This window comes from Clostridium sp. K04, assembly GCF_019734375.1.
Lineage (GTDB): Bacteria > Bacillota > Clostridia > Clostridiales > Clostridiaceae > Clostridium > Clostridium saudiense.
On record NZ_JAASHD010000028.1, the window covers coordinates 30,492 to 51,722 of the forward strand.

The following is a 21,231-nucleotide window of genomic DNA, read 5'->3' on the forward strand; positions in this document are numbered from 1 at the left end:
CAAAAATATATCTTATATATACATTATTTACATTTATTGGTAATAAGTCAATGCTTTTTAGATTATTTTTAACAAATAATTATAAGAGCATCTAAGCATAATTCAAAATATGAACTATTCCTGATGCTCTTAATTTAAATATCATTTAATACTTCTTTGAACTCTTCTAAAACTTGAGAAACTAAATTTTCATCAAGCTTTTCATAATAAGGTAAAAGATTTGATTCTTGAATTGCTTCAAAAGCTCTTCTACTTGATTCCATCCAATTTTCTGGTATATAAACCCATACTATTTCTGTATAACTACAACTTAATAAGAAATGTTCCATTCCAAAGAAACTATATTCTTCGATATTATGAAGTTCATTAAACTTTTTATAATCTTCAACTATTTGTGAAGTTATTTTATATTCATATATATCAGCATAAAAGAAGTCAAATTCTTTTCTTTCTGCTTCATAAGCATTACAACAGACTATATTAATCTTAGGATTTTTAGGAAAATTACTATAATATAAGTCTACAACTTCTTGGCTTATTTCATAAACAGTTATTTCTTCCACCTCAGGCTTTTTAGCCATTTCTTCAACAGCATACCCAAGTCCAAGTCCAACTACCCCAACTTTTCCTTTTGCCATTTTTATAGCAAAATATGAGGCTTGTATCTCTAATGGCGTCAATCTCATCCATACATGTTCTGGTGCATGTAACTCTAATATCCTAACATTTAACTCATCTTCTTTAGAGTATAAATATCCCTGGATCGTTCCTTTTAATCCATCAATTGATTTTATTTCAAAGTCACCTATTTTGTTATTTTTTATTTTATTATTGTATTCTTGTATTTTATCTAAAACATATTCTCTATCAAAAGGCTTCAAAATTAACAATCCTCTCTTTTCAACAATTCATTTGCTAAATTAATAATTAACTATAATATTAATAGTTAAATTTGGTTATATTAAAATTATTATAATAATAGTATCTTCAATACCTTTTATATTATATTGACAATTTATTCAAAATTCAATATGTGATATTTTATTCATTAGGAATATTTTTACATTATGTCCTAAAAAATATATTGCTATTTCCGAGTAATATGGTATACTATAAACATAATTTCAAAAAAATTCGCGAGGTGAACATAATGAGTAAATTTTTAGTAAGTGAAGAAGCATACAAGGAATTCAAAGCTTTCCTTGAAGAAAATGAAGTAGAAAACTACAGCATAAGAATAAACTTAGCTGGATTTGGTTGCAGTGGCCCAGCTTTCAATATAACTGTTGATGAAGCAAAAGAAGGAGACATTTCTGAAAAGATTAACGACATCACTTTAATTGCTGAAGAAAAATTAGTTGATGAATTTGGTGGATTTAGATTACTTTCATCAGAAGAAAACGGTGGTAGAGGATTATCATTAAAGCCTGTTATCGAAGTTGAAGGTGGATGTGGTTCTTGTGGCGGTGGATGTCACCACTAAGATAAAGTAAAAGCTAAGCAGCTTAAACTGCTTAGCTTCTTTTATTAAATTTATCATAATAAATATGCTCTAATAAACAAATTCATATTCTACATATTTATTATTAACTTCTTGCATTCCTTGAAGTATATCTACCCAATAATCTTCCTGTATCATAGTCTTTTCTTTTTTGCTATCAGGTACATTACAATTTTTTGAGTAGAACTCTGTAAAGTAATTATTTAAATCTGTTGCCATATCCTTTAGCTGTTTAAAATCTGTTAATACTTTTCCTTTTAGCTCTATTACATCAATTTTTTCTGTCATATCATTTTGGATATATGAATATAGTAATTCTTCAATCTCTGAATATAATTCATTTTTACTTGTGGTGTTTAAAACAATATTTTTTGAATTACTTCTCTTATTCATAAATATACTATTGTCTGAATTAAGGTAATTACTCCATAAGCTTAACTCGACTTCTGATATCTTACTATAATTTCTATATAAGGTGAATAAATCAATATTGTTTACACTTCCTACTGAAACACAGCTATCTAATATTGATAGTATAGATTCATTTCTATATCTTATTTCTTCAATTTTATTATAATTTTGCTTTCCAAGCTCATATGTATACTTTTTATTTTCTATGGCTTGATAAATGTTCATTGTAAAGCTTATCATTAAAATAAATACAACAATCAAAAAACAATTGTCTTTGATATTAGTTCTTGATTTCATAAGCCACCCCCATTACCTTAAGTATACCATACAAGGTTACAAGTGGCAAATTACCTTGATAATATCCTATAATTAAAAAGAATTACTTATAAAGTATTAGTTCTTACATATTTAAATACTACTTTCGTATTAAATTATTATTTTTATTTATTATACTAAAATATTCTTTATAAATATAAAAATAAAGTCAGCTTTACGCCAACTTTATTTTTAATTATCTTTATATCTGATAATATCACGTTTAATAGAGTCAAGTAAGTTATTTAATTCCCAAACTTCCCCTTCCTCTATTAACTTATTTAACATTACTTGATATCTACTTGCTTCTCCAGTCTTTCCTAAAGACATTAATGTCATAATATTATTCATTATATTTGTAATAATATCAGACTTAACTTCAAATAATCTTTGAGCATCCTTAATTTCATCCTTTATTTCTAGCATTTGCTCATCTAGATTAAAAGCTGAATCTGCTGCTAATTTAAGTTTATCCTGAATCTCCTTAGGTATATGCTGCTTATATTTATAATTCAATGAATGCTCTATAGTTGCCCAGAAATTCATTGCTAAAGTTCTTATTTGAAACTCTGCTAATATAGGTTTAGGACCATCTGCCATATATACAGTATACTTAATAATCATATGGTAACTTCTATATCCACTTGGTTTAACATTTCTAACATAATCTTTTTCATAAAGTATTTGCATATCTTTTCTAGCTCTAATTAACTCTATAACTGTATCTATATCATCAACAAACTGGCACATAATTCTTATACCAGCTATGTCCTCCATTTCTTCACCTACTCTATCTAAAGGAATTTCAAATTTATTTGCCTTTTCTAAAAGGCTTGAAACTTCTTTAACTCTTCCAGTAACAAATTCAATTGGAGAATATTCATTTCTTTTTCTATACTCTTTTCTTATACTCTTAAGTTTAACCTTTAGCTCATCTACTGCCTGTTCATAAGGCATAAGGAAACTTTTCCAGTTTTGCATCGCCATACACATCACCCTTAATTTTTATACAAATACATTATATCAAAAACACTTAAAACTGTAACCAAAAATTACAAATTCATATTAATCTAAAACTTTAATTGGATCAAAATCTATAAAATCACATGATGTCATTATATATTCAATTCCATTTATTACTCCCTCTATTGCCTTAACATTAGATGGTCCATGTAAATGTCCATATATAACTTTTTCAACATTGTACTCTTTAAATATTTTCATTAGTTCAGATTCCTTATTTTCTTCACCAAAAGGAGGATAATGAATCATAACTATAAATTTATCAAATCCTTGTTTCTTTGCTTCATCTAATGACAGTCGTAATCTAATTTGTTCCCTTGCATATATTTTTGCATCTTTAGAATTAAACTTATCACTACTTGGATCAAGCCATCCTCTTGTACCACAGATAGCATAATCATTATATGTATAAAAGTTATTTTGTAAGAACTTAGTATTATCATACATTGCATTTAACTTCGAAATACTATTCCACCAATAATCATGATTTCCTTTGCTTATAATCTTTTTACCTGGAAGAGAATTTACCCAATCTAAATCCATCTTACTATCTTCATGCTTCATAGACCAAGAAATATCTCCAGCAATTAGTACAGTATCTTCTTCTGTTATTTTATTTTCCCAATTTTTCTTTATCTTCTCATCGTGATTAACCCAATGACCACCAAATATGTCCATAGGTTTATCTGTACTTAATGCAAGATGTAAATCAGAAATAGCATATAGTGCCATAATCATCCCCCTTATCTCGTGTCTAAACTTATTCCTTATATATTATAACCACTTAATCTTAAAATAAAAAGCCTTCAAGGTCAATCCATATATTGGATTAGTCCTTGAAGGCAAATATAGTATTTATAACTATTCAACAACTATTTTATGATAGTTTTTCTTTCCTCTTTTAATTAAAGCAGATCCATCTTGAATGTCTTCTTCATTTAAAGTTCTAGTTACATCTGTAACTTTTTCTCCATTTAAAGATAAACCACCTTGTTGGATTAATCTTCTTCCTTCAGCTTTTGATGGAACGATTTTATTTTCTGCCATTATATCTAAAATAGTAGCTCCTAATCTGTCTTTAGAAATAGTAACTGTAGGAACATTACTCATATCAACTCCACCAGCAAATAATGCTTCTGCAGCTGATTTAGCCTTAGCAGCTTCTTCCTCACCGTGAACAAGCTTAGTTACTTCGTAAGCAAGAACAGCTTTAGCTTTATTGATTTCAGCACCTTCTAAAGCTCCAAGTCTTCTTACTTCATCCATAGGTAAGAATGTTAGTAATGCTAAACACTTCTCAACATCAGCATCATCTACATTTCTCCAGTATTGATAGAAATCGTATGGTGATGTCTTTTCTGGATCTAACCATAAAGCTCCACCTACTGTTTTACCCATCTTTTGACCTTGGCTGTTAGTTAATAATGTACAAGTCATTGCCATAGCTTGCCCTTGAGCTTTTCTTCTAACTAATTCAACACCTGCAATCATGTTTGACCATTGGTCATCTCCACCTAATTCCATCTTACAGTTATATTTTTGATTTAATACATAGAAATCATATCCTTGCATTAACATATAGTTAAATTCTAAGAATGATAATCCCTTTTCTAATCTTTGTTTGAAGCATTCTGCCGTTAACATTCTATTTACTGAGAAGTGAACTCCTACTTCTCTTAAGAAATCAACATAGTTTAAGTTTAGTAACCAATCTGCATTATTTACTAATATAGCTTTATCATCTGAAAAGTCTATAAACTTTTCCATTTGTTTTTTTATACAAGAAACATTATGCTCAATTTGCTCTTTTGTAAGCATAGATCTCATATCAGTTTTTCCTGATGGATCTCCAACCATTGCAGTTCCGCCACCAAGTAAAGCTATTGGTCTGTGTCCAGCCTTTTGCATGTGAGCCATAAACATCATTGCTATAAAGTGACCTACATGTAAGCTATCAGCTGTTGGGTCAAATCCTATATAAAAAGTTATTTTCTCCTTTTCTAGCAATTCTCTAGTTTCTTCTTCATGAGTAAATTGCTTTATGTATCCACGATCTAATAACTCGTCTAAAACGTTAGCCATATCCTTACCTCCAATAAAAAATCATATCTTTAGTATATATTTATTAAGTTGTTTTATCAAGAAGATTTCATGAATTCAAACTTCTTCAACTATAGTTAAACTACTAATAAGTTAAAATATAAAATTTTATGTAAAAAAAAGCTACTATAAAGATTTTAGCATTATATAATACTAAAACCTAATAGCAACTTTTTACTATTTATCTAAATTTAATTATTTTCAACCCTATGCTACATATTCTTTAATACAATCCGGTACTTCTTCACTTGTATCAACATTAATATTAATATAAACGTTAATACTAAATCTATCTGTTAATCCAGCAATCTTTCTAAATAATTCAGTGGCATCCTTTATAGTACAATTAACAATATTAGATAATCCATCAATATAAATATTTTCAATATCATAATTAGATGAAATTATCCCACATAACATTCCGTAAAAGCTTTGGCAATCTTCAACATAATATTCATTAGTATCTATAAATCTTATTCCTCTAGATAATTGTAGCATTGGTCTTGAATCATCATCAATATAAACTGAATCACCTTTAGCATCAACCATTTGGTTATTTGCTAATTCAATTAATCTTTTTGTCTTTCCAGAACCTCTTCTTGCACAAAAAACTTGAATCATTGGAACCACTCCTTTTTATATAAAATTATTTATAACATCTTTTTCATAAGAAAAAGATGTGCATTTAACATAAGAACATAAACAATTTACCCATATTTTTATGAAGTTATTATTAGCTTTAAAAAATATATTATTCAGTGTTCATCGGTAATATAACCTTAAAACAATCCTCTAAAGTAGAATTGATTAACCGAACCTTTCTTTTCCCCTTAAATGCTTCCTTTATTCTAACTATTCCATTTCCATCATTAATAAATCTCTTTCCCTCATCTAAAGATATAAGCTTATCGTAAATCCACATATTTCTTTTACTATATCCCATATCTCCAAATATATTATTTCTATCTACTAATTGACCTGGACTAATTACTATTATTGAATTTTTAGTTAAAATAATTTCAATAATCTTATCTATTTTAGAATATTCTCTATACATTACTGAGTTTTTAACTGCTTCCATAACTGCATAAACGGGATATTTACTTGGTAATAACGTATACATTTCTTTCTCAACAATATCTATCATACTTAGTAAATTTCCATTAATCATTTTAGACTTAGGATATTTATCATTATACTTATTTATAATTCTAATAGTATTGTGAGGTATACATATACTATTATTATCAGAAAATACAAGTAATCCTCCAAATGTACATCTAACCTTTCTTGTTCTTTTATCTAAAAAAGTTATCCCTGCACTTTGAAGTAAAAAGCTTTCATTTTCCTTATTAACAATTATCCCCTTGTTTTTAAAATATCTTGCAACTAAATCCATATTTAAAAATTCAGCGCTACTATTGATCATTTGGCAAGTCTCAACTGTCATTAATTGATTTTCTTCAAATGCTGCTACTAATTCTGACTTTCTCATTGTGTCAGTAATTGAACCTCTCCTAATATGAAATGCCCCTGTTTCCTTTATTTGATAAGGTTTTTGTCCCCCATCAAATATAGTTATTATTCCTATATCTTTGCCTTCTATATTAACTATTTCAACAGTTATAGGAATAGGAGGTTCACATCTTGAGCTTACAACCTGTTGAATTTTTTCCTCATCTAATGATTTAAGCTTATTAATTCCAATTATTCTTTTAGTTCTGTCCTCAATTCCAATTATAAGATATCCTCTTCCCCCTCTAGAATTAGCTATAGCACATACATCTTTAGCAAGTTCTTTTTTCCCAGATTCAGATGAAATATCTATTTGTAATTTAAAATCTAGCTTAGTTCCTTCACGTTGCTTAATTAAAGATAGTAGTTTCTTCTTATTCATAGTCCCTACCTTAAATTCTCTCTAATATATCTTATTCAAATCCAAGTCAATTCGTTAACCATATTGGACATATTCACATATGTCTATTTAAAACCTACCTTTTATCTATAGTAAAATTGCTTTTGAAGCTAATAATAAGTCTATAATATAGTATATTTATAGTAATAAAAAAAAGAACAAGGAAAATGACTTTATAACTATCTTTTCCTTTGTTCTTTAACAATGGCTAACTAAATTTTAAGCTAAAAACTATAAATAAGATTCTAACTTTTAATTAATTATATATATAAACTATTCATCTTTTTATAATATATGATACTTTTTATTAATATATTAAATAATTAATTAATAAAGGCTTTTTATTTATTATTTAAAGACTATCTTTAGCAACTCCAGTTCCCTTAATAGTTAATTTAGTTCTTACTTCTAAATCAGCTATACTTAATGGATCTTCTATATCTTCCTTTGGAAAGTACATTTCTGCTAATCTTTTAATATCAAAAATATCTAAATCCTTCTCTTTGTACTTATTAAAAATATATTCCATATATCCATTAATATATTCTTCTTCATTATAAACAATATAATCTAACACTGATTGATCAACTACTAAATTCCCCTGTATTTCACTTATAGCTACATCAACATTAACTTCTTTTATTAATTTAAATTTTCCATCTTCGTAATTTAAAGTATCTTTAACACTGCTATCTAATATTTCTAAACTAATAAAATCTGATTTACTATTTGGGTTAGTTGCTTCTAATACCCCACTTTTAGCTCCACCCATTAACATATTATACATTAAAGTATTTTCTACATCTATTTTTTCAACCAAAACATTATCTTTGAAAATAGATGCTCCATTTATTTCTATCTTTTTATCTAATGCATCTTCCTTTAAATCAATAGATGTTAATAATGCTGTATTTCCTCCCATTAATGTATTACTTAAATAATAATTAATATTAGATCTTACTGACTTAGAATTATACTTCTCCTTACCAACTAAATCATTTAAAAATAATCCTAAATATTCTTCATCTCCTGATACAGTATCTAATAAATCTTCAACATCTCCATAATAAACAAAAGCACTTGGCTTAATTTGAAAATCACTATTATTATTAATTAAATCTAAAAACTTTTTTATTCCATTTCTTGCAGCCTTTTCAGTAAATATATATGCTCTAGTTTGACTATAATCAAGTTTATAACTAGATACCCTATTAATATCCTCTAAGGCCTCCATAGCTGTTTTTCCTTCACCTTTATAAATAATACGTCTTCCCTTATCTGAACTATCATTAGTACTTCTATAAGGCTTTATACAATCTAAATATAAAATACTCTTTCCTAAATCATCAACATCAAAAATCACACTTGTTGGAAATGTGACTTTATTAATATCATGATAATTAAAACATCCTGTTAGAAGTAATGGCAATAAAATTACACAACATAAAACCCAAGCCTTTATTCGTCTATTTTTCATTAGCCTTATTACCTCCTGCTCCTATTATTTTATTAGAAATTCTATTTAACTTTCCTCTAAAGAATACATCCTTAAATCTATATTCACTTACAGTGCCAAGTGGAAATAAAAATGGATATCCTACAGAATCAAGTTCTACTATTTGAATAACATAAATCATTGAAGCACATAAGAAACCTGGCAAACCTAATAATGCTGATTCTAACATTATTACTATTGACCAAAATGAAACTGCACCATAAATTTTAGGAATTAAGAAATAACTTAATGTACTTATTGCAACTACAATTATAGTAATTCTTGATGCAATTCCTGCACCTACAGCTGCATCCCCTAAAATAAGAGCAGATACTATACTCATTGCTCCACCAATAGGGTGTGGCAATCTCAAGCCGGCTTCCTTAATGAGTTGAAATGCAAGCATCATTACAATTACTTCAATAAAAGTAGGTAATGGTACTCCAGCCCTTGATACCGCTAACCTAAATACAAATAGGCTCGGAATCATTGAAAAATGATATGTAATTATTGCAACATAAAGTCCTGGCAAAAATGAAGCCATTAAAAATGCAATCCACCTTAAAATCCTGTTAAAATTTGTATAATACCTATTTATATAGTAATCATCAGGCATTTGAAAGTTTTCTAAAAAGAAATATGGAGCTGTTATTACAAAAGGTGTGCCATCTACAATAAGTGCTATACGCCCTTCAAATAACTTTGCTGCCACCTCATCTGGCTTTTCAGTATACCCTATAGTATCAAAAAACGAATGCTGCTTTTTTAAATTTGCTTCAATATAATTAGAATCTAATATAAATCTCATATCTAAATTTTTAATTTTATTTTTCACTTTATCCACTAATTCATTTGGAGCAACTCCTTTAATATATGCAAGTGCAACAGCTGTTTGCGATTCTTCACCAACTACAACAGCTTCAAATTTCAAATTAGGATTTTTTACACGTCTTCTTATTAGTGCAACATTATCTACTATAAGTTCATTAAACCCTTCTCTAGGCCCCTTTAAAACAGCTTCTGTTTCAGGTATTCCTATTCCCCTTCTTGGAAAGTTTTTAACCTCACAAAAGATAATTTCACTAAAATCTTTTAAAACTAATATAGCATCTCCTGACAAAACATGCATAAGTGCATCATCTAAATCCTTCGCCACTCCAGTTGCACTTATATCTAGCACCTTTTCCAATAAATCATTAGGGGTTTTTATAGAAGTTCCCTTTAATTGTCCAAATCCCCTTAATGGTAATATTAAATACTCCATCATCCATTGACCATTACATAAATCATCTATAAATACAATAGTACCATCACCAATTATTGTATTTACATCTTTATACTTTACATCAAAATTCCCTTCAAATCGTTGTTTAATATAACTTAAATTATCCATTTACATCACCTAAGGATATTATTCCTCTACACATGTTTAATATTCATTTTTTTTGAGAATAATAAAATAGACTTAGCTTATCTTATAGTGAATATTATTAATTTCAAATTATATATTCTGGAGTTAATAACACTTCACTCTTAGATAACTTATTCTATGCTTTAGTTTTGATTAAAACCTTACTTAAAGTTAAGAAAGTCAGTTTATATTTAGTGTTGGAGGAATAAAAATGAATAAAATATCAGCAAAACACTTTATACTCTTTATATTTAGTGTTACATATATATCATTAAAAACATATCCTTCTTTGTTTATTAAAGAGGGGGGAAGGGACACTTGGCTATATACATTAATTATATATTTAATATTTTTTGCATTTGCGATGTACTTAATTTATGTTATGGATTCTAAAAAAGTTTATAATATAAATGAGATATTTACCATTGGTCTTTCTAAGACTTTAGGAAATATATTTTTGCTTCTATTTGCATTTGGATTATTTTTAGCCTCATTAGAAGCTACTTCTGTAGAAGCTAATGTTATTAAGTCTTGCTTTTTCCTAGAAACTCCTACGTGGTATATAATAATATTTTTCCTTTTACCATCAGTATTTTTAATAGGAAAAAGTATGAGTACATTATTAACATTTGTAATAATATTAATATCTTCATTAGGTGTTAATACTGCCTTATTAGCTATTATTACTGAAAAATATAAGGATATTAAATATATAATGCCAGTACTATCTGGCAATATCAGTAGTGAATTTTTCTCTACCCTTTTACTTGTTTTAGGTTCATTATCTGCTTTTGTTATTGCCTTACCTTATTTAAAATACTTAAATAGTGGAAAAGACTTAAGAAAGCATAGTGTTATTGGATTAGGTATATTAGGTGCCGTCTGCATTTATGTTTTAATTGGTATATTATCTAGTTTTGGACCTATTAGAGCTGCGAATTTGTTTTATCCTGAATTTACTCAAAGTCAAAGAGTTCAAATTGGAGGATTTTTAGAATTTGGAGAATTCTTTTTCTTATATCAAACAGTTGCAGGATTTTTCTTGAAATATATTCTTTGTACTTATGGAATATACATAATATATAAAAAGTATATTAAAAATACTAAATATTTCATAACAGTTTATACACTGGCTGTATTTATATTTTCAAGCTTTATTTCTAGGAATAATTATATTTTATTTTTTATACTAAAGTATTATCAATACATTAATCTAGTATTATTTATAGTAATTCCATTAATTGCTTATATCGCTTTTCAAGTTCGTTACAAAAAGAAATAATTTTACCTTATTTTAACAGTATCTTTGTTGCATTTTTGGTAAATTATGCTATAATAATAGTGTAATAAAAATCATTAGGAAATTCTATGATAATATCATTAAATACCCCTTTTTTCCTTAGTGGGTTAAGTTAGTAGTTTTATCAAGATTAGCCCTATGGATTTTAAGGAGGTAAATGAAAATGGAAGATAAGAAGATCATTTGTAAGGACTGTGGAAAAGAATTTGTATTTACTGTAGGAGAACAAGAATTCTACAAAGAAAAAGGATTTGAAAATGATCCTGTAAGATGCCCAGACTGCAGAAGAGCTAGAAAAGCTCAAAAAATGAATAGAGACAGAAGATAATTATTTAGAATTAAATGTAGGAGCTACTAGTGTAGCTCCTTTTTTATTATACTTTATCATCATATAGCATAATTCATTTGACATAAAATTTTGGTAATTTTATAATAGTAACTATAATTAATCATGTACGACTGAAAAGGTCAAATTATTACTAGCCTTAAAATTTAGAAAAGGGGTGCTATCTTTGGAAAACATAGCAGATAAGAAAAAGATAATTTTCAGCGGAATTCAACCTTCTGGAAATTTAACTTTAGGAAATTATTTAGGAGCATTAAAGAATTGGGTTAAGCTTCAAAATGAATACGATTGTTTTTTCTGTGTAGTTGATTTACATGCAATTACAGTTAAACAAGTTCCTGCAGATTTAAGAAAAAGAACTTTAGAAGTTTTAGCAATCTATATTGCTTGCGGTATTGACCCAAATAAAAATACATTATTTATTCAATCACATGTGCCTGCACACTCAGAAGGTGCTTGGTTATTAACATGTAATACTTATATGGGTGAGCTTTCAAGAATGACTCAATTTAAGGATAAATCTAAAAAGCACGGTGACTCAATCCCTGCTGGTTTATTTACTTATCCTGTTCTTATGGCTGCTGATATATTATTATATAACACTGATTTAGTTCCTGTTGGAATTGACCAAAAGCAACACTTAGAACTTGCTAGAGATTTGGCTACAAGATTTAATAATGCTTACAGTCCAACATTTAAAGTACCAGATCCTTATATTCCACCAGTTGGAGCTAAGGTTATGAGTCTTCAAGATCCTACTAAAAAGATGTCTAAGTCTGATGATAATCCTAATAGCTACATCTTAATTATGGATCCTCCTGAAGTTATAAGAAAGAAAATTTCTAGAGCTGTAACTGATAGTATTGGTGTTATAAATTATACTGATGAACAACCAGGCGTTAAGAACTTACTTGATATTCTTATTTCAATTAAGGGATATAGTAAAGATGAAGTTGTTGAGCTTTACAAAGATAAGGGATATGCTGATTTAAAGAAAGATGTTGCAGATGCAATTGTTGAAGAATTAGCTCCTATTCAAGAAAGAGTAAACAACTTACTTAAAGATAAAAAAGCTTTAGAAGAAATTTATAAGCTTGGTGCTGAAAAAGCAAATTATGCTGCTATTAAGAATTTAAGAAAGATGCAAAAGAAAATAGGACTTATACCTAGGGCATAAACCTAATTTTAATTATGATAAATGGCAAATAGTAAATTTATATTTTTCTATTTGCCATTTCTTTGTTTTATATTAATTATTTTTCCCAAGGTTTAGTATTTAAATACTCTATAAATGGTTCTCTAAGTTCTTCCCTCTTCATTGCAAACTCAACAGTTGCTTGTAAGAATCCTAACTTATCACCAACATCATATCTTTGCCCTTCAAAATCATATGCATACATAGCTTCATTTTTAATTAATGTTTCTAATGCATCTGTTAATTGAATTTCATTTCCTTTTCCTGGCGCAGTATTTTCTAATATTTCAAATATTTGAGGAGTAATAATATATCTTCCTAATATAGCTACATTACTTGGTGCCTCATCTACTGCTGGCTTTTCAACTAATCTTTTAACCTTATATACTCTATCTTCTATATGAATTCCATCAACAATACCATACTTATCAACATTTTTAGGGTCTACTGTTTGAACTCCTAATATAGTAGTCTTATACTCATTAAAGCAGTTAATTAATTGCTTTAAGCATGGAACTTCACTATCAACAACATCATCACCTAACATTACTGCAAATGGTTCATTACCAACGAAAGATTTTGCACAATGAATTGCATGACCTAAACCTCTTGGTTCCTTTTGTCTTATATAGTGAATATCCACCATATCAGAAATACTTCTAACCATATCAAGCATTTCTTGCTTTCCTGCTTTTTCAAGTTCTATTTCTAATTCAACAGATTTATCAAAATGGTCTTCAATAGACTTTTTATTTCTTCCTGTAATTATTAATATTTCTTCAATCCCTGATGCTACAGCCTCTTCAATTATATATTGAATTGTTGGCTTATCTACTATTGGAAGCATTTCCTTAGGCTGAGCTTTTGTTGCTGGTAAAAATCTTGTACCAAGTCCAGCTGCTGGTATTATTGCCTTTCTTACTTTCATATTATTCCCTCTCTTACACAAGTAAAATTTTAGTATACTTAACTGAAAATATAAATTTTCAATTTGGCTATTTCAAATTACTCCTTCAACTGTAATGAGAAGGAGTTCTCTATAATATTATAATATCATAATAGGCTATTTAAAAAAAGAATAAAGTAATTTATCCCAATGCCTTTACAAAATTCATATCTACTTCTATTTTATAATTTTTATTATTCCCTATAAAATAACCATTAATAGCTTTTTATGTATAGTTATTTTCAAATATATATAGTTTATTTATTTGAAAATAGCTATAATAAATGTTATTATTAAGTTCGCAATTAATAATTATTAATTTATTAATTAAATCTTATATTAAATTAATAATTTATAAATTATTCTTTAGAAAGAGGTATACATATGAAAAATAAAACAAGAGATTCTATTGTAGTAGGTTTTGCCCTATTTTCAATGTTTTTTGGTGCCGGAAATTTAATCTTCCCACCTGCACTTGGAAATATGCTAGGTGACAAATACTTATTAGGTATAGTTGGATTTGTTCTAACAGGTGTTGGACTGCCTTTACTTGCTATACTTGCATGCTCAAGAGGTAATGGTACTTTTGAAGGTATAACAAATAAAATAGGTGTAAAATTCACTTTAATTCTTACAACTGTTTTATTCTTTGCAATAGGACCACTATTAGCAATTCCAAGAACTGCTGCAACAACTTTTGAAATTTCAATATTTCCATTTTTCCCTAATTGGTCGCCAATAATAGTAATGGCAATTTACTTTATTATTAACTTATTCTTTGTATTAAGACGTTCATCAATTATTGATACTATAGGTAAATTCTTAACACCAGCATTAATAATAATATTAGCTATAGTAATTGTAAAAGGGGTAATAAGCCCTATTGGTGAAATTGTATCAACTGATGCAACTAATGTATTATCAACATCTTTACTTGAAGGATATCAAACAATGGATGCATTAGCTGCTTTATTATTTGCAGGAGTAATAACTTCTTCTATAATTGATAAGGGCTATAAAGGAAACGAAATTAATTCTGTATTATTAAAAGCTAGTGTTATTGCAGTTATTGGATTAGCATTTGTTTACGGTGGATTAACGTATATAGGTGCTCATACTGTAAACTTAGTTGATGCAAACATATCAAACACTTCATTATTAGTGTTTATTGCTAGAAGAATTTTAGGTACTTTTGGTGTAGGTTTAATCGGAGCTGCCATCGGTCTTGCTTGTTTAACAACTTCTATAGGACTGTTAACAGCTGGTTCTACTTTCTTTGAAAAAGTAACCAATGGAAAGTTATCTTATAAATTCAATGCAATTGCTATTTCTATAATGAGTTACATAATTGCTTGTCAAGGTGTTGATAAGATTGTTAAGTTATCTGTTCCAATATTAAATGTTTTATATCCTGTGGCTATTACTATTATTATAGTTACTATGTTTAATAAGATTTTAACTAATATAATAGCTATTAGATTGGCTGTTTATACTTCATTAGTATTTGGATTATTATTTGCACTATTTGGTAGTGCCTTAAACTTCCTTCCTTTAGCTAGTGTTGGATTTGGATGGGTTATTCCTACTATAATAGCTTTAGTTATTGGATGCTTTATAAAGCCAAAAAAAGCTGAATAAATTACATAAAAAAAGAGTATTTCTCGTTTTAGAAATACTCTTTTTTATATTATTATTGTAAAACAGCCTCTACCTTTTCTGCTATTATTTCTGCTAGCTTTTGTTGATGAGATGCAGTGCTTACTTTAACTGCTTCTGTTGGATTAGTTAAAAATCCATTTTCAACTAGTATAGAAGGCATTAATGTATTTTTACAAACATAAAGATTACTATCCTTAGCACCTCTATTATACATACTTAATTTACTTGAAACTTCATTTGTAATTTGAGTTGCAACTGACTTACTTATTTGAACTTTTTCAGTATTACTTCTAGTACTATAAGCAGATCTTTCTAAAGTTAAATCTCTTCCATCCTCAGTTATAGAGGTTTTAGCTATAGTAGTAGTAATTGGAGTTCCTGTACTGTAATATACTTCAAATCCATTTGCTGATTCACTAGTAAATGAATTATGGTGTATTGAAACAAAGAAATCAGCATTCATTTCATTAGCTACAGTAACTCTCTTTTTTAAACTCTCTGTAGAATCTGTAGATATTAATCCACTTCCTTCATATCTAGTCATATATACTTCAATTCCCTTAGCTTCTAATTGAGCTTTTAATCTTACAGCAATTTGTAAGTTTAAATTTGATTCTATATAAGTAATTCCATTATGAGTAGCTGAAGCACCTGGGTCTCCACCTGTATTTTCATGTCCTGGATCTATTACAACTAAACTTTTCTTTCTATAATTAATGGTTCTTTCAATACTTTGAGTAGTTCCATCATTTGCAGTTATTTTTACAACTAGTTTTTTACTTCCTGAACCTATGCTTGAAATATCAATATTTCCTTCAAATCCAGCATTATCTCCACTTGGATATCCTGGATATGCATTATTTACATCAGTTCTTTTTGTTCCATAAGTAACTGTACCTAAATCTTTTCCATCTACATACACTCTTACTTCTTTTACTCCACTTGCTGCTACTGCCCATCCCTTAACAGTTACTACTGATGCAGTAGATACCATGTTATTTTTAGGATCGTCTAAATAACTTTTTGATTCTGCTTTCTCTATCTTTATTGTTCTTTCAATACTTTGAGTAGTCCCATCATTTGCAGTTATTTTTACAACTACTTTTTTACTTCCTGAACCTATACTTGAAACATCAATATTTCCTGAGAATCCAGCGTTATCTCCACTTGGATATCCTGGATATGCATTATTTACATCAGTTCTCTTTGTTCCATAAGTAACTGTACCTAAATCTTTTCCATCTACATATACTCTTACTTCTTTCACTCCACTTGCTGCTAATGCCCATCCATTAACACTTACAGTTGTTGATTTTACTGTAATATTATCTTTTGGATCATCTAAATAACTTTTTGATTCTGCTTTCTCTATCTTTATTGTTCTTTCAATACTTTGAGTAGTTCCATCATTTGCAGTTATTTTTACAACTACTTTTTTACTTCCTGAACCTATACTTGAAATATCAACATTTCCTGAGAACCCAGCGTTATCTCCACTTGGATATCCTGGATATGCATTATTTACGTCAGTTCTCTTTGTTCCATAAGTAACTGTCCCTAAATCTTTTCCATCTACGTATACTCTTACTTCTTTCACTCCACTTGCCGCTAATGCCCATCCATTAACACTTACAGTTGTTGATTTTACTGTAATATTATTTTTTGGATCATCTAAATAACTTTTTGATTCTGCTTTCTCTATCTTTATTGTTCTTTCAATACTTTGAGTAGTTCCATCATTTGCAGTTATTTTTACAACTAGCTTTTTACTTCCTGAACTTATGCTTGAAATATCAATATTTCCTTCAAATCCAGCATTATCTCCACTTGAATACCCTGGATATGCATTATTTACATCAGTTCTTTTTGTTCCATAAGTAACTGTACCTAAATCTTTTCCATCTACGTATACTCTTACTTCTTTCACTCCACTTGCTGCTAATGCCCATCCTTTAACGCTTACAGTTGTTGATCTTACTGTAGCATTATTATTTGGTTCATCTAAATAGCTTCTTGATTGTCCCTTCTCTATGTTTATTGTTTTTTCAATATTTTGAGTAGTTCCATCATTTGCAGTTATCTTTACAACTAGCTTTTTACTTCCTGAACTTATGCTTGAAACATCAATATTCCCTTCAAATCCAGCGTTATCTCCACTTGAGTATCCTGGATAAACATTATTTACATCAGTTCTTTTTGTTCCATAAGTAATTGTACCTAAATCTTTTCCATCTACGTATACTCTTACTTCCTTTACTCCACTTGATGCTAATGCCCATCCTCTAATGCTTAACGTTGTTGATCTTACTGTAACATTATTATTTGGCTCATCTAAATGACTTTTTGATTCTAATCTCTCTATTTTTATAGTTCTTTCGATATTTTGAATAGTTCCATCATTTGCAGTTATTCTTACAACTAACGTCTTACTTCCTGATGCTATGCTTGATATATTAATATTCCCATCAAATCCAGCATTATCTCCACTTGGATACCCTGGATATAATTGATTAATATCAGCTCTATTTGTTCCGTAAGTAACTGTACCTAAATCTTTTCCATCTACGTATACTCTTACTTCTTTCACTCCACTCGATGCTAATGCCCATCCACTAATATTTATAGTATCAGATTTTACTATAGCATTATCGCTTAAACTTTCTAATGAGCTTTTTGAATCTAAAGTACTTTTAACTACAATAGTTCTTTTATAACTTTGTGTACTATTATCATTAGCTACCACTATTACTTCAAGATTCTTATTTCCATCTCCAAGGTTACTTATATCAATAGTCTTATTAAACCCTGAATTAGAACCGTTATAATAGCCTGGATATGTAGAATTTACATCTGGTCTACTTCCATTAACACTTATAGTATCAATTTGAGTATTATCTAGTAAAACTCTAACTTCTTTTATGCCAAATGCATGTAATGCCCAACCAGTTATATTTAACTTGCCGTCAGTAATTACTGTTCCATTAGCTGGTGATTCTAAATTACTTTTTGCTTCTAAATAATTAGCTTTAACAGCATCACAATATAGTCTAAATAACTCCACTCCATATGATGAAGATGGTGCCCATTTAGCCCCTAAATCTATGGCATTAGTAGCTTTACCTAATATCCCACTAGTTGTTCCAAACCAGCCAATATGTCTAGGATCATATGTTTCATTTGATGCTAGACCTTCGTCTTTCCAACTTTCAACATATACTGTTTTAGGATATCCATTGGCACCTGCATATAGCGCTAAGTGATCTAAATGTGCAATAACTCCTTGTTCCCAATTATCAAATCTTTTATGAGCATTTGGATCATAGTCATCACCGCCTGAAGGAATTTTTAATCCACATGGATTATGATATGATTCATCTAAAACTCCTCCGAATCTCCCATAGCCTGTCTCTTTTGCAGCTTGTACATAAGCTAATACCCAGTTAACCCCGCCTCTTGCTTGTCCATATTGCTTGTATATTTTCGCTAAACTAACAAATGTTTCAGTTGCATTTTTACTTCTTGCCCAAGCTTCAACTGATTCAACTGATACATCTACATCAGAAATGATATCTACATTTCCAATAGCCCCATTACTAGAATATGACGTGGCAGATGGCTTTAAATCCGCAATGAATAAGTTTACTATAAATAGTACACATAATACCCTAGCTACATATTTAATTTTAAACATTATCTTCCCCCCCATCTATATAAAATATTATGTCAAATAAATGATATCATAAAATTTATAATTCTGTAAACATTAAGCATAAATAATCTAATATTGAATAATCCTGTTAAAATTAATGTTTTTTTCATGTAAAGCTTGGTTTATATTTAATATTTTTTCAATATTACTTTTACTAACTAGTAAGTTTGTCAATAATATCAATAGATGTTTATTTATGCAGAAATCATACTACCTAAATACCTAACCTTAGTATTTATAAGTTGTAATTGTTAACATCATATACAATATTGTTATATTTTGTTTAATAATATATACTAATATTAATTAATTATACCAAAGGAGATCAATATGAGTATTTTTACCCCTTTAGTAATTATTTTAATTTTATTATTAAATTACTATTTATATAAAAAGAATTCATATTCAAAAAGCTTTTTATATATATCAAGTGCATTTTTAATAATTTATATAATTACTACTATACTTATTTATTACAACAATTTATCAAACGGATTTGAACATGGAATTTTATTTGGTGATGTATTAAATAGTCACTTTTGTGACGAATATAAATATTATGTAGATTCTGATATATTACTAAATCATTTTAGAAATGGAGAAATAACTCAATGGCTTAATAAAGAATTACCTGTATATGAATTTGTTGATTTTGCTGGTCATGCTAGCTATGGAAATTATAATATATTTGTAATTTTACTGACTATTCTTAAATCTATTGGCATAAATTCTACTTTAGACTTAATATTAATAAAATTAGTAGTATACATCCCTACATCAATATATTTATATAAACTATCTAGAATTTATTTAAGCGAAAAGCTTTCATTAATTAGCTTAGGACTATTTAGTATATTACCTGGATATATATTATGTAATTCACTATTAATGCGTGATAATATTATAATAGCTATGATAATAATAATTTTTTACTATATATTCTCGAAAAAGCTTAATTATAAATCTATAATACTAATATTATTACTTTCATTACTATTATTAGAATTTAGATCATATTTAATATTAGTTGTTATTGCAACACTTATATTTACTTTTAAAAACTCTAAATCTATATTTAGGATTAATGATATAGTGTATTTTGCAGCTATAATTGGAACAATTTATTTCTTTGTTCATTTTAATTTCCAATTACATCATTCAAATACATTTTTCTCATTCTTCCAAATAACTTATTTACAAGAGATTTTTACAACACAATTTGGAACTGGAATATCTATGTTATTCAAATTATTTTATCAATTAGTTCTTCATATTATATATGATCCACCATATTTAAACTTCTTAAGTTCTGGATTGATATACTTAATTTTATATTCATTTGGTAATATCATAGGAACTATTTTAACTTTAATTTGTTGTGTATCATTTATATATTTCATAATAAAAGTTAAGGATAGTAAACTAATTTATCTATTTAAATTTACTGCTTATTTTACAATCTTAACAGGATTAATAGTATTGGCTAAAGATTTATTTATAATTCATAGAATTACCCTTATGTGGTTACCTCTATTTATAATAATTTTACTTTATTCAATAAACGAAATAAAAAATAAAATAAAATCTAAATAGATAAAATTCACTATAAATATTAATATATAATAAAAAGCTGTAAGAAATTTTAATATAAATTCCTTACAGCTTTTCTATTATATATGATTACTTATACATTTCATTATAGTAATTTAAGTATTCACCTGAAGTAACGTTTTTCATCCATTCTTGGTTGTCTAAGTACCATTGAATAGTCTTCTTTATACCAACTTCAAAAGTAGTTTCAGGATACCATCCTAATTCTTCCTTAATCTTAGTTGGGTCAATTCCGTATCTTCTATCGTGACCTTTTCTATCTTCAACATATTTAATTAAGTTTTCAGTAACTGC

General features: G+C 28.0%; 18 protein-coding genes. 6 read left to right on the forward strand and 12 right to left on the reverse strand.

The window, feature by feature from the left end:
- Positions 1-134: 134 nt before the first annotated feature.
- Positions 135-881, reverse strand: a complete 747-nt coding sequence (locus HCG70_RS12080) for a hypothetical protein (RefSeq protein ID WP_042400777.1) — start codon at positions 879-881, stop codon at positions 135-137.
- A gap of 269 nt (positions 882-1,150) precedes the next feature.
- Between HCG70_RS12080 and HCG70_RS12085 the strand changes: the two genes are divergently transcribed.
- Entirely contained in the window at positions 1,151-1,483 is a 333-nt protein-coding gene (locus HCG70_RS12085; RefSeq protein ID WP_042400781.1) for a HesB-like protein, read from the forward strand.
- Between the two features lie 69 nt (positions 1,484-1,552).
- Here the strand turns inward: HCG70_RS12085 and HCG70_RS12090 are convergent, their stop codons facing one another.
- The 8 genes from HCG70_RS12090 to HCG70_RS12125 form a co-directional block, all read right to left on the reverse strand.
- Entirely contained in the window at positions 1,553-2,209 is a 657-nt protein-coding gene (locus tag HCG70_RS12090) for a hypothetical protein (RefSeq protein ID WP_221697822.1), read from the reverse strand.
- Positions 2,210-2,419: 210 nt separating this feature from the next.
- Complete coding sequence (locus HCG70_RS12095) at positions 2,420-3,214, reverse strand: GTP pyrophosphokinase family protein (RefSeq protein ID WP_042400786.1); 795 nt, start codon at positions 3,212-3,214, stop codon at positions 2,420-2,422.
- A 78-nt stretch (positions 3,215-3,292) separates the two neighbouring features.
- The gene (locus tag HCG70_RS12100; RefSeq protein ID WP_042400790.1) at positions 3,293-3,982 is read right to left on the reverse strand and encodes a metallophosphoesterase; all 690 of its coding nucleotides are present in this window, start codon (positions 3,980-3,982) and stop codon (positions 3,293-3,295) included.
- A gap of 129 nt (positions 3,983-4,111) precedes the next feature.
- Positions 4,112-5,332 carry a tyrosine--tRNA ligase gene (gene tyrS / locus HCG70_RS12105; protein ID WP_042400793.1) on the reverse strand — a complete coding sequence of 407 codons (1,221 nt, stop codon included), beginning with the start codon at positions 5,330-5,332 and terminating at the stop codon, positions 4,112-4,114.
- Between the two features lie 225 nt (positions 5,333-5,557).
- A complete protein-coding gene (locus tag HCG70_RS12110; RefSeq protein WP_221697823.1) occupies positions 5,558-5,971 on the reverse strand; it encodes a hypothetical protein in 414 nt (137 codons plus the stop codon).
- 130 nt (positions 5,972-6,101) lie between these two features.
- Positions 6,102-7,247, reverse strand: coding sequence for a helix-turn-helix domain-containing protein (locus tag HCG70_RS12115; RefSeq protein ID WP_042400800.1), 1,146 nt, complete (start codon positions 7,245-7,247; stop codon positions 6,102-6,104).
- A gap of 370 nt (positions 7,248-7,617) precedes the next feature.
- Positions 7,618-8,742 carry a Ger(x)C family spore germination protein gene (locus tag HCG70_RS12120; protein ID WP_195952988.1) on the reverse strand — a complete coding sequence of 375 codons (1,125 nt, stop codon included), beginning with the start codon at positions 8,740-8,742 and terminating at the stop codon, positions 7,618-7,620.
- Positions 8,732-10,153 (reverse strand): spore germination protein, encoded by a 1,422-nt coding sequence (locus HCG70_RS12125; protein ID WP_221697824.1) that lies wholly within the window; start codon positions 10,151-10,153, stop codon positions 8,732-8,734. The genes HCG70_RS12120 and HCG70_RS12125 overlap by 11 nt, the downstream gene beginning before the upstream one ends.
- A gap of 229 nt (positions 10,154-10,382) precedes the next feature.
- Between HCG70_RS12125 and HCG70_RS12130 the strand changes: the two genes are divergently transcribed.
- The 3 genes from HCG70_RS12130 (at position 10,383) to trpS (ending at position 12,994) form a co-directional block, all read left to right on the forward strand.
- On the forward strand, positions 10,383-11,453 hold the full coding sequence (locus HCG70_RS12130; protein WP_055277741.1) for an endospore germination permease: 1,071 nt from the start codon (positions 10,383-10,385) through the stop codon (positions 11,451-11,453).
- A 181-nt stretch (positions 11,454-11,634) separates the two neighbouring features.
- A complete protein-coding gene (locus HCG70_RS12135; protein ID WP_042400811.1) occupies positions 11,635-11,799 on the forward strand; it encodes a zinc-ribbon domain-containing protein in 165 nt (54 codons plus the stop codon).
- Positions 11,800-11,992: 193 nt separating this feature from the next.
- Entirely contained in the window at positions 11,993-12,994 is a 1,002-nt protein-coding gene (gene trpS, locus HCG70_RS12140; protein ID WP_221697829.1) for a tryptophan--tRNA ligase, read from the forward strand.
- Between the two features lie 76 nt (positions 12,995-13,070).
- On the opposite strand, the gene galU is transcribed toward trpS, so the two are convergent.
- Positions 13,071-13,940, reverse strand: a complete 870-nt coding sequence (gene galU / locus HCG70_RS12145; RefSeq protein WP_195955556.1) for a UTP--glucose-1-phosphate uridylyltransferase GalU — start codon at positions 13,938-13,940, stop codon at positions 13,071-13,073.
- 402 nt (positions 13,941-14,342) lie between these two features.
- Between galU and brnQ the strand changes: the two genes are divergently transcribed.
- A complete protein-coding gene (brnQ, locus tag HCG70_RS12150) occupies positions 14,343-15,596 on the forward strand; it encodes a branched-chain amino acid transport system II carrier protein (protein WP_221697825.1) in 1,254 nt (417 codons plus the stop codon).
- A 52-nt stretch (positions 15,597-15,648) separates the two neighbouring features.
- Here brnQ and HCG70_RS12155 read toward each other — a convergent pair whose 3' ends face one another.
- Positions 15,649-19,308, reverse strand: a complete 3,660-nt coding sequence (locus HCG70_RS12155) for an N-acetylmuramoyl-L-alanine amidase (RefSeq protein WP_221697826.1) — start codon at positions 19,306-19,308, stop codon at positions 15,649-15,651.
- Positions 19,309-19,656: 348 nt separating this feature from the next.
- On the opposite strand from HCG70_RS12155, the gene HCG70_RS12160 reads away from it, so the two are divergent.
- A complete protein-coding gene (locus HCG70_RS12160; protein WP_221697827.1) occupies positions 19,657-20,919 on the forward strand; it encodes a hypothetical protein in 1,263 nt (420 codons plus the stop codon).
- An 87-nt stretch (positions 20,920-21,006) separates the two neighbouring features.
- Here HCG70_RS12160 and HCG70_RS12165 read toward each other — a convergent pair.
- Positions 21,007-21,231, reverse strand: a 225-nt coding sequence (locus tag HCG70_RS12165) for a GDP-mannose 4,6-dehydratase (protein ID WP_221697828.1), incomplete at its 5' end; no start/stop codon positions are given.

What these genes read in the sequence shown, in the direction of transcription:
- HCG70_RS12095 (WP_042400786.1), bottom strand. Translation starts at nt 3,214, where the DNA reads ATGGCGATGCAAAACTGGAAAAGTTTCCTTATGCCTTATGAACAGGCA.
- HCG70_RS12160 (WP_221697827.1), top strand. Translation starts at nt 19,657, where the DNA reads ATGAGTATTTTTACCCCTTTAGTAATTATTTTAATTTTATTATTAAAT.
- HCG70_RS12085 (WP_042400781.1), top strand. Translation starts at nt 1,151, where the DNA reads ATGAGTAAATTTTTAGTAAGTGAAGAAGCATACAAGGAATTCAAAGCT.
- galU (WP_195955556.1), bottom strand. Translation starts at nt 13,940, where the DNA reads ATGAAAGTAAGAAAGGCAATAATACCAGCAGCTGGACTTGGTACAAGA.
- HCG70_RS12155 (WP_221697826.1), bottom strand. Translation starts at nt 19,308, where the DNA reads ATGTTTAAAATTAAATATGTAGCTAGGGTATTATGTGTACTATTTATA.
- HCG70_RS12130 (WP_055277741.1), top strand. Translation starts at nt 10,383, where the DNA reads ATGAATAAAATATCAGCAAAACACTTTATACTCTTTATATTTAGTGTT.
- HCG70_RS12120 (WP_195952988.1), bottom strand. Translation starts at nt 8,742, where the DNA reads ATGAAAAATAGACGAATAAAGGCTTGGGTTTTATGTTGTGTAATTTTA.
- HCG70_RS12100 (WP_042400790.1), bottom strand. Translation starts at nt 3,982, where the DNA reads ATGGCACTATATGCTATTTCTGATTTACATCTTGCATTAAGTACAGAT.
- HCG70_RS12115 (WP_042400800.1), bottom strand. Translation starts at nt 7,247, where the DNA reads ATGAATAAGAAGAAACTACTATCTTTAATTAAGCAACGTGAAGGAACT.
- HCG70_RS12110 (WP_221697823.1), bottom strand. Translation starts at nt 5,971, where the DNA reads ATGATTCAAGTTTTTTGTGCAAGAAGAGGTTCTGGAAAGACAAAAAGA.
- HCG70_RS12090 (WP_221697822.1), bottom strand. Translation starts at nt 2,209, where the DNA reads ATGAAATCAAGAACTAATATCAAAGACAATTGTTTTTTGATTGTTGTA.
- brnQ (WP_221697825.1), top strand. Translation starts at nt 14,343, where the DNA reads ATGAAAAATAAAACAAGAGATTCTATTGTAGTAGGTTTTGCCCTATTT.
- HCG70_RS12135 (WP_042400811.1), top strand. Translation starts at nt 11,635, where the DNA reads ATGGAAGATAAGAAGATCATTTGTAAGGACTGTGGAAAAGAATTTGTA.
- tyrS (WP_042400793.1), bottom strand. Translation starts at nt 5,332, where the DNA reads ATGGCTAACGTTTTAGACGAGTTATTAGATCGTGGATACATAAAGCAA.
- HCG70_RS12125 (WP_221697824.1), bottom strand. Translation starts at nt 10,153, where the DNA reads ATGGATAATTTAAGTTATATTAAACAACGATTTGAAGGGAATTTTGAT.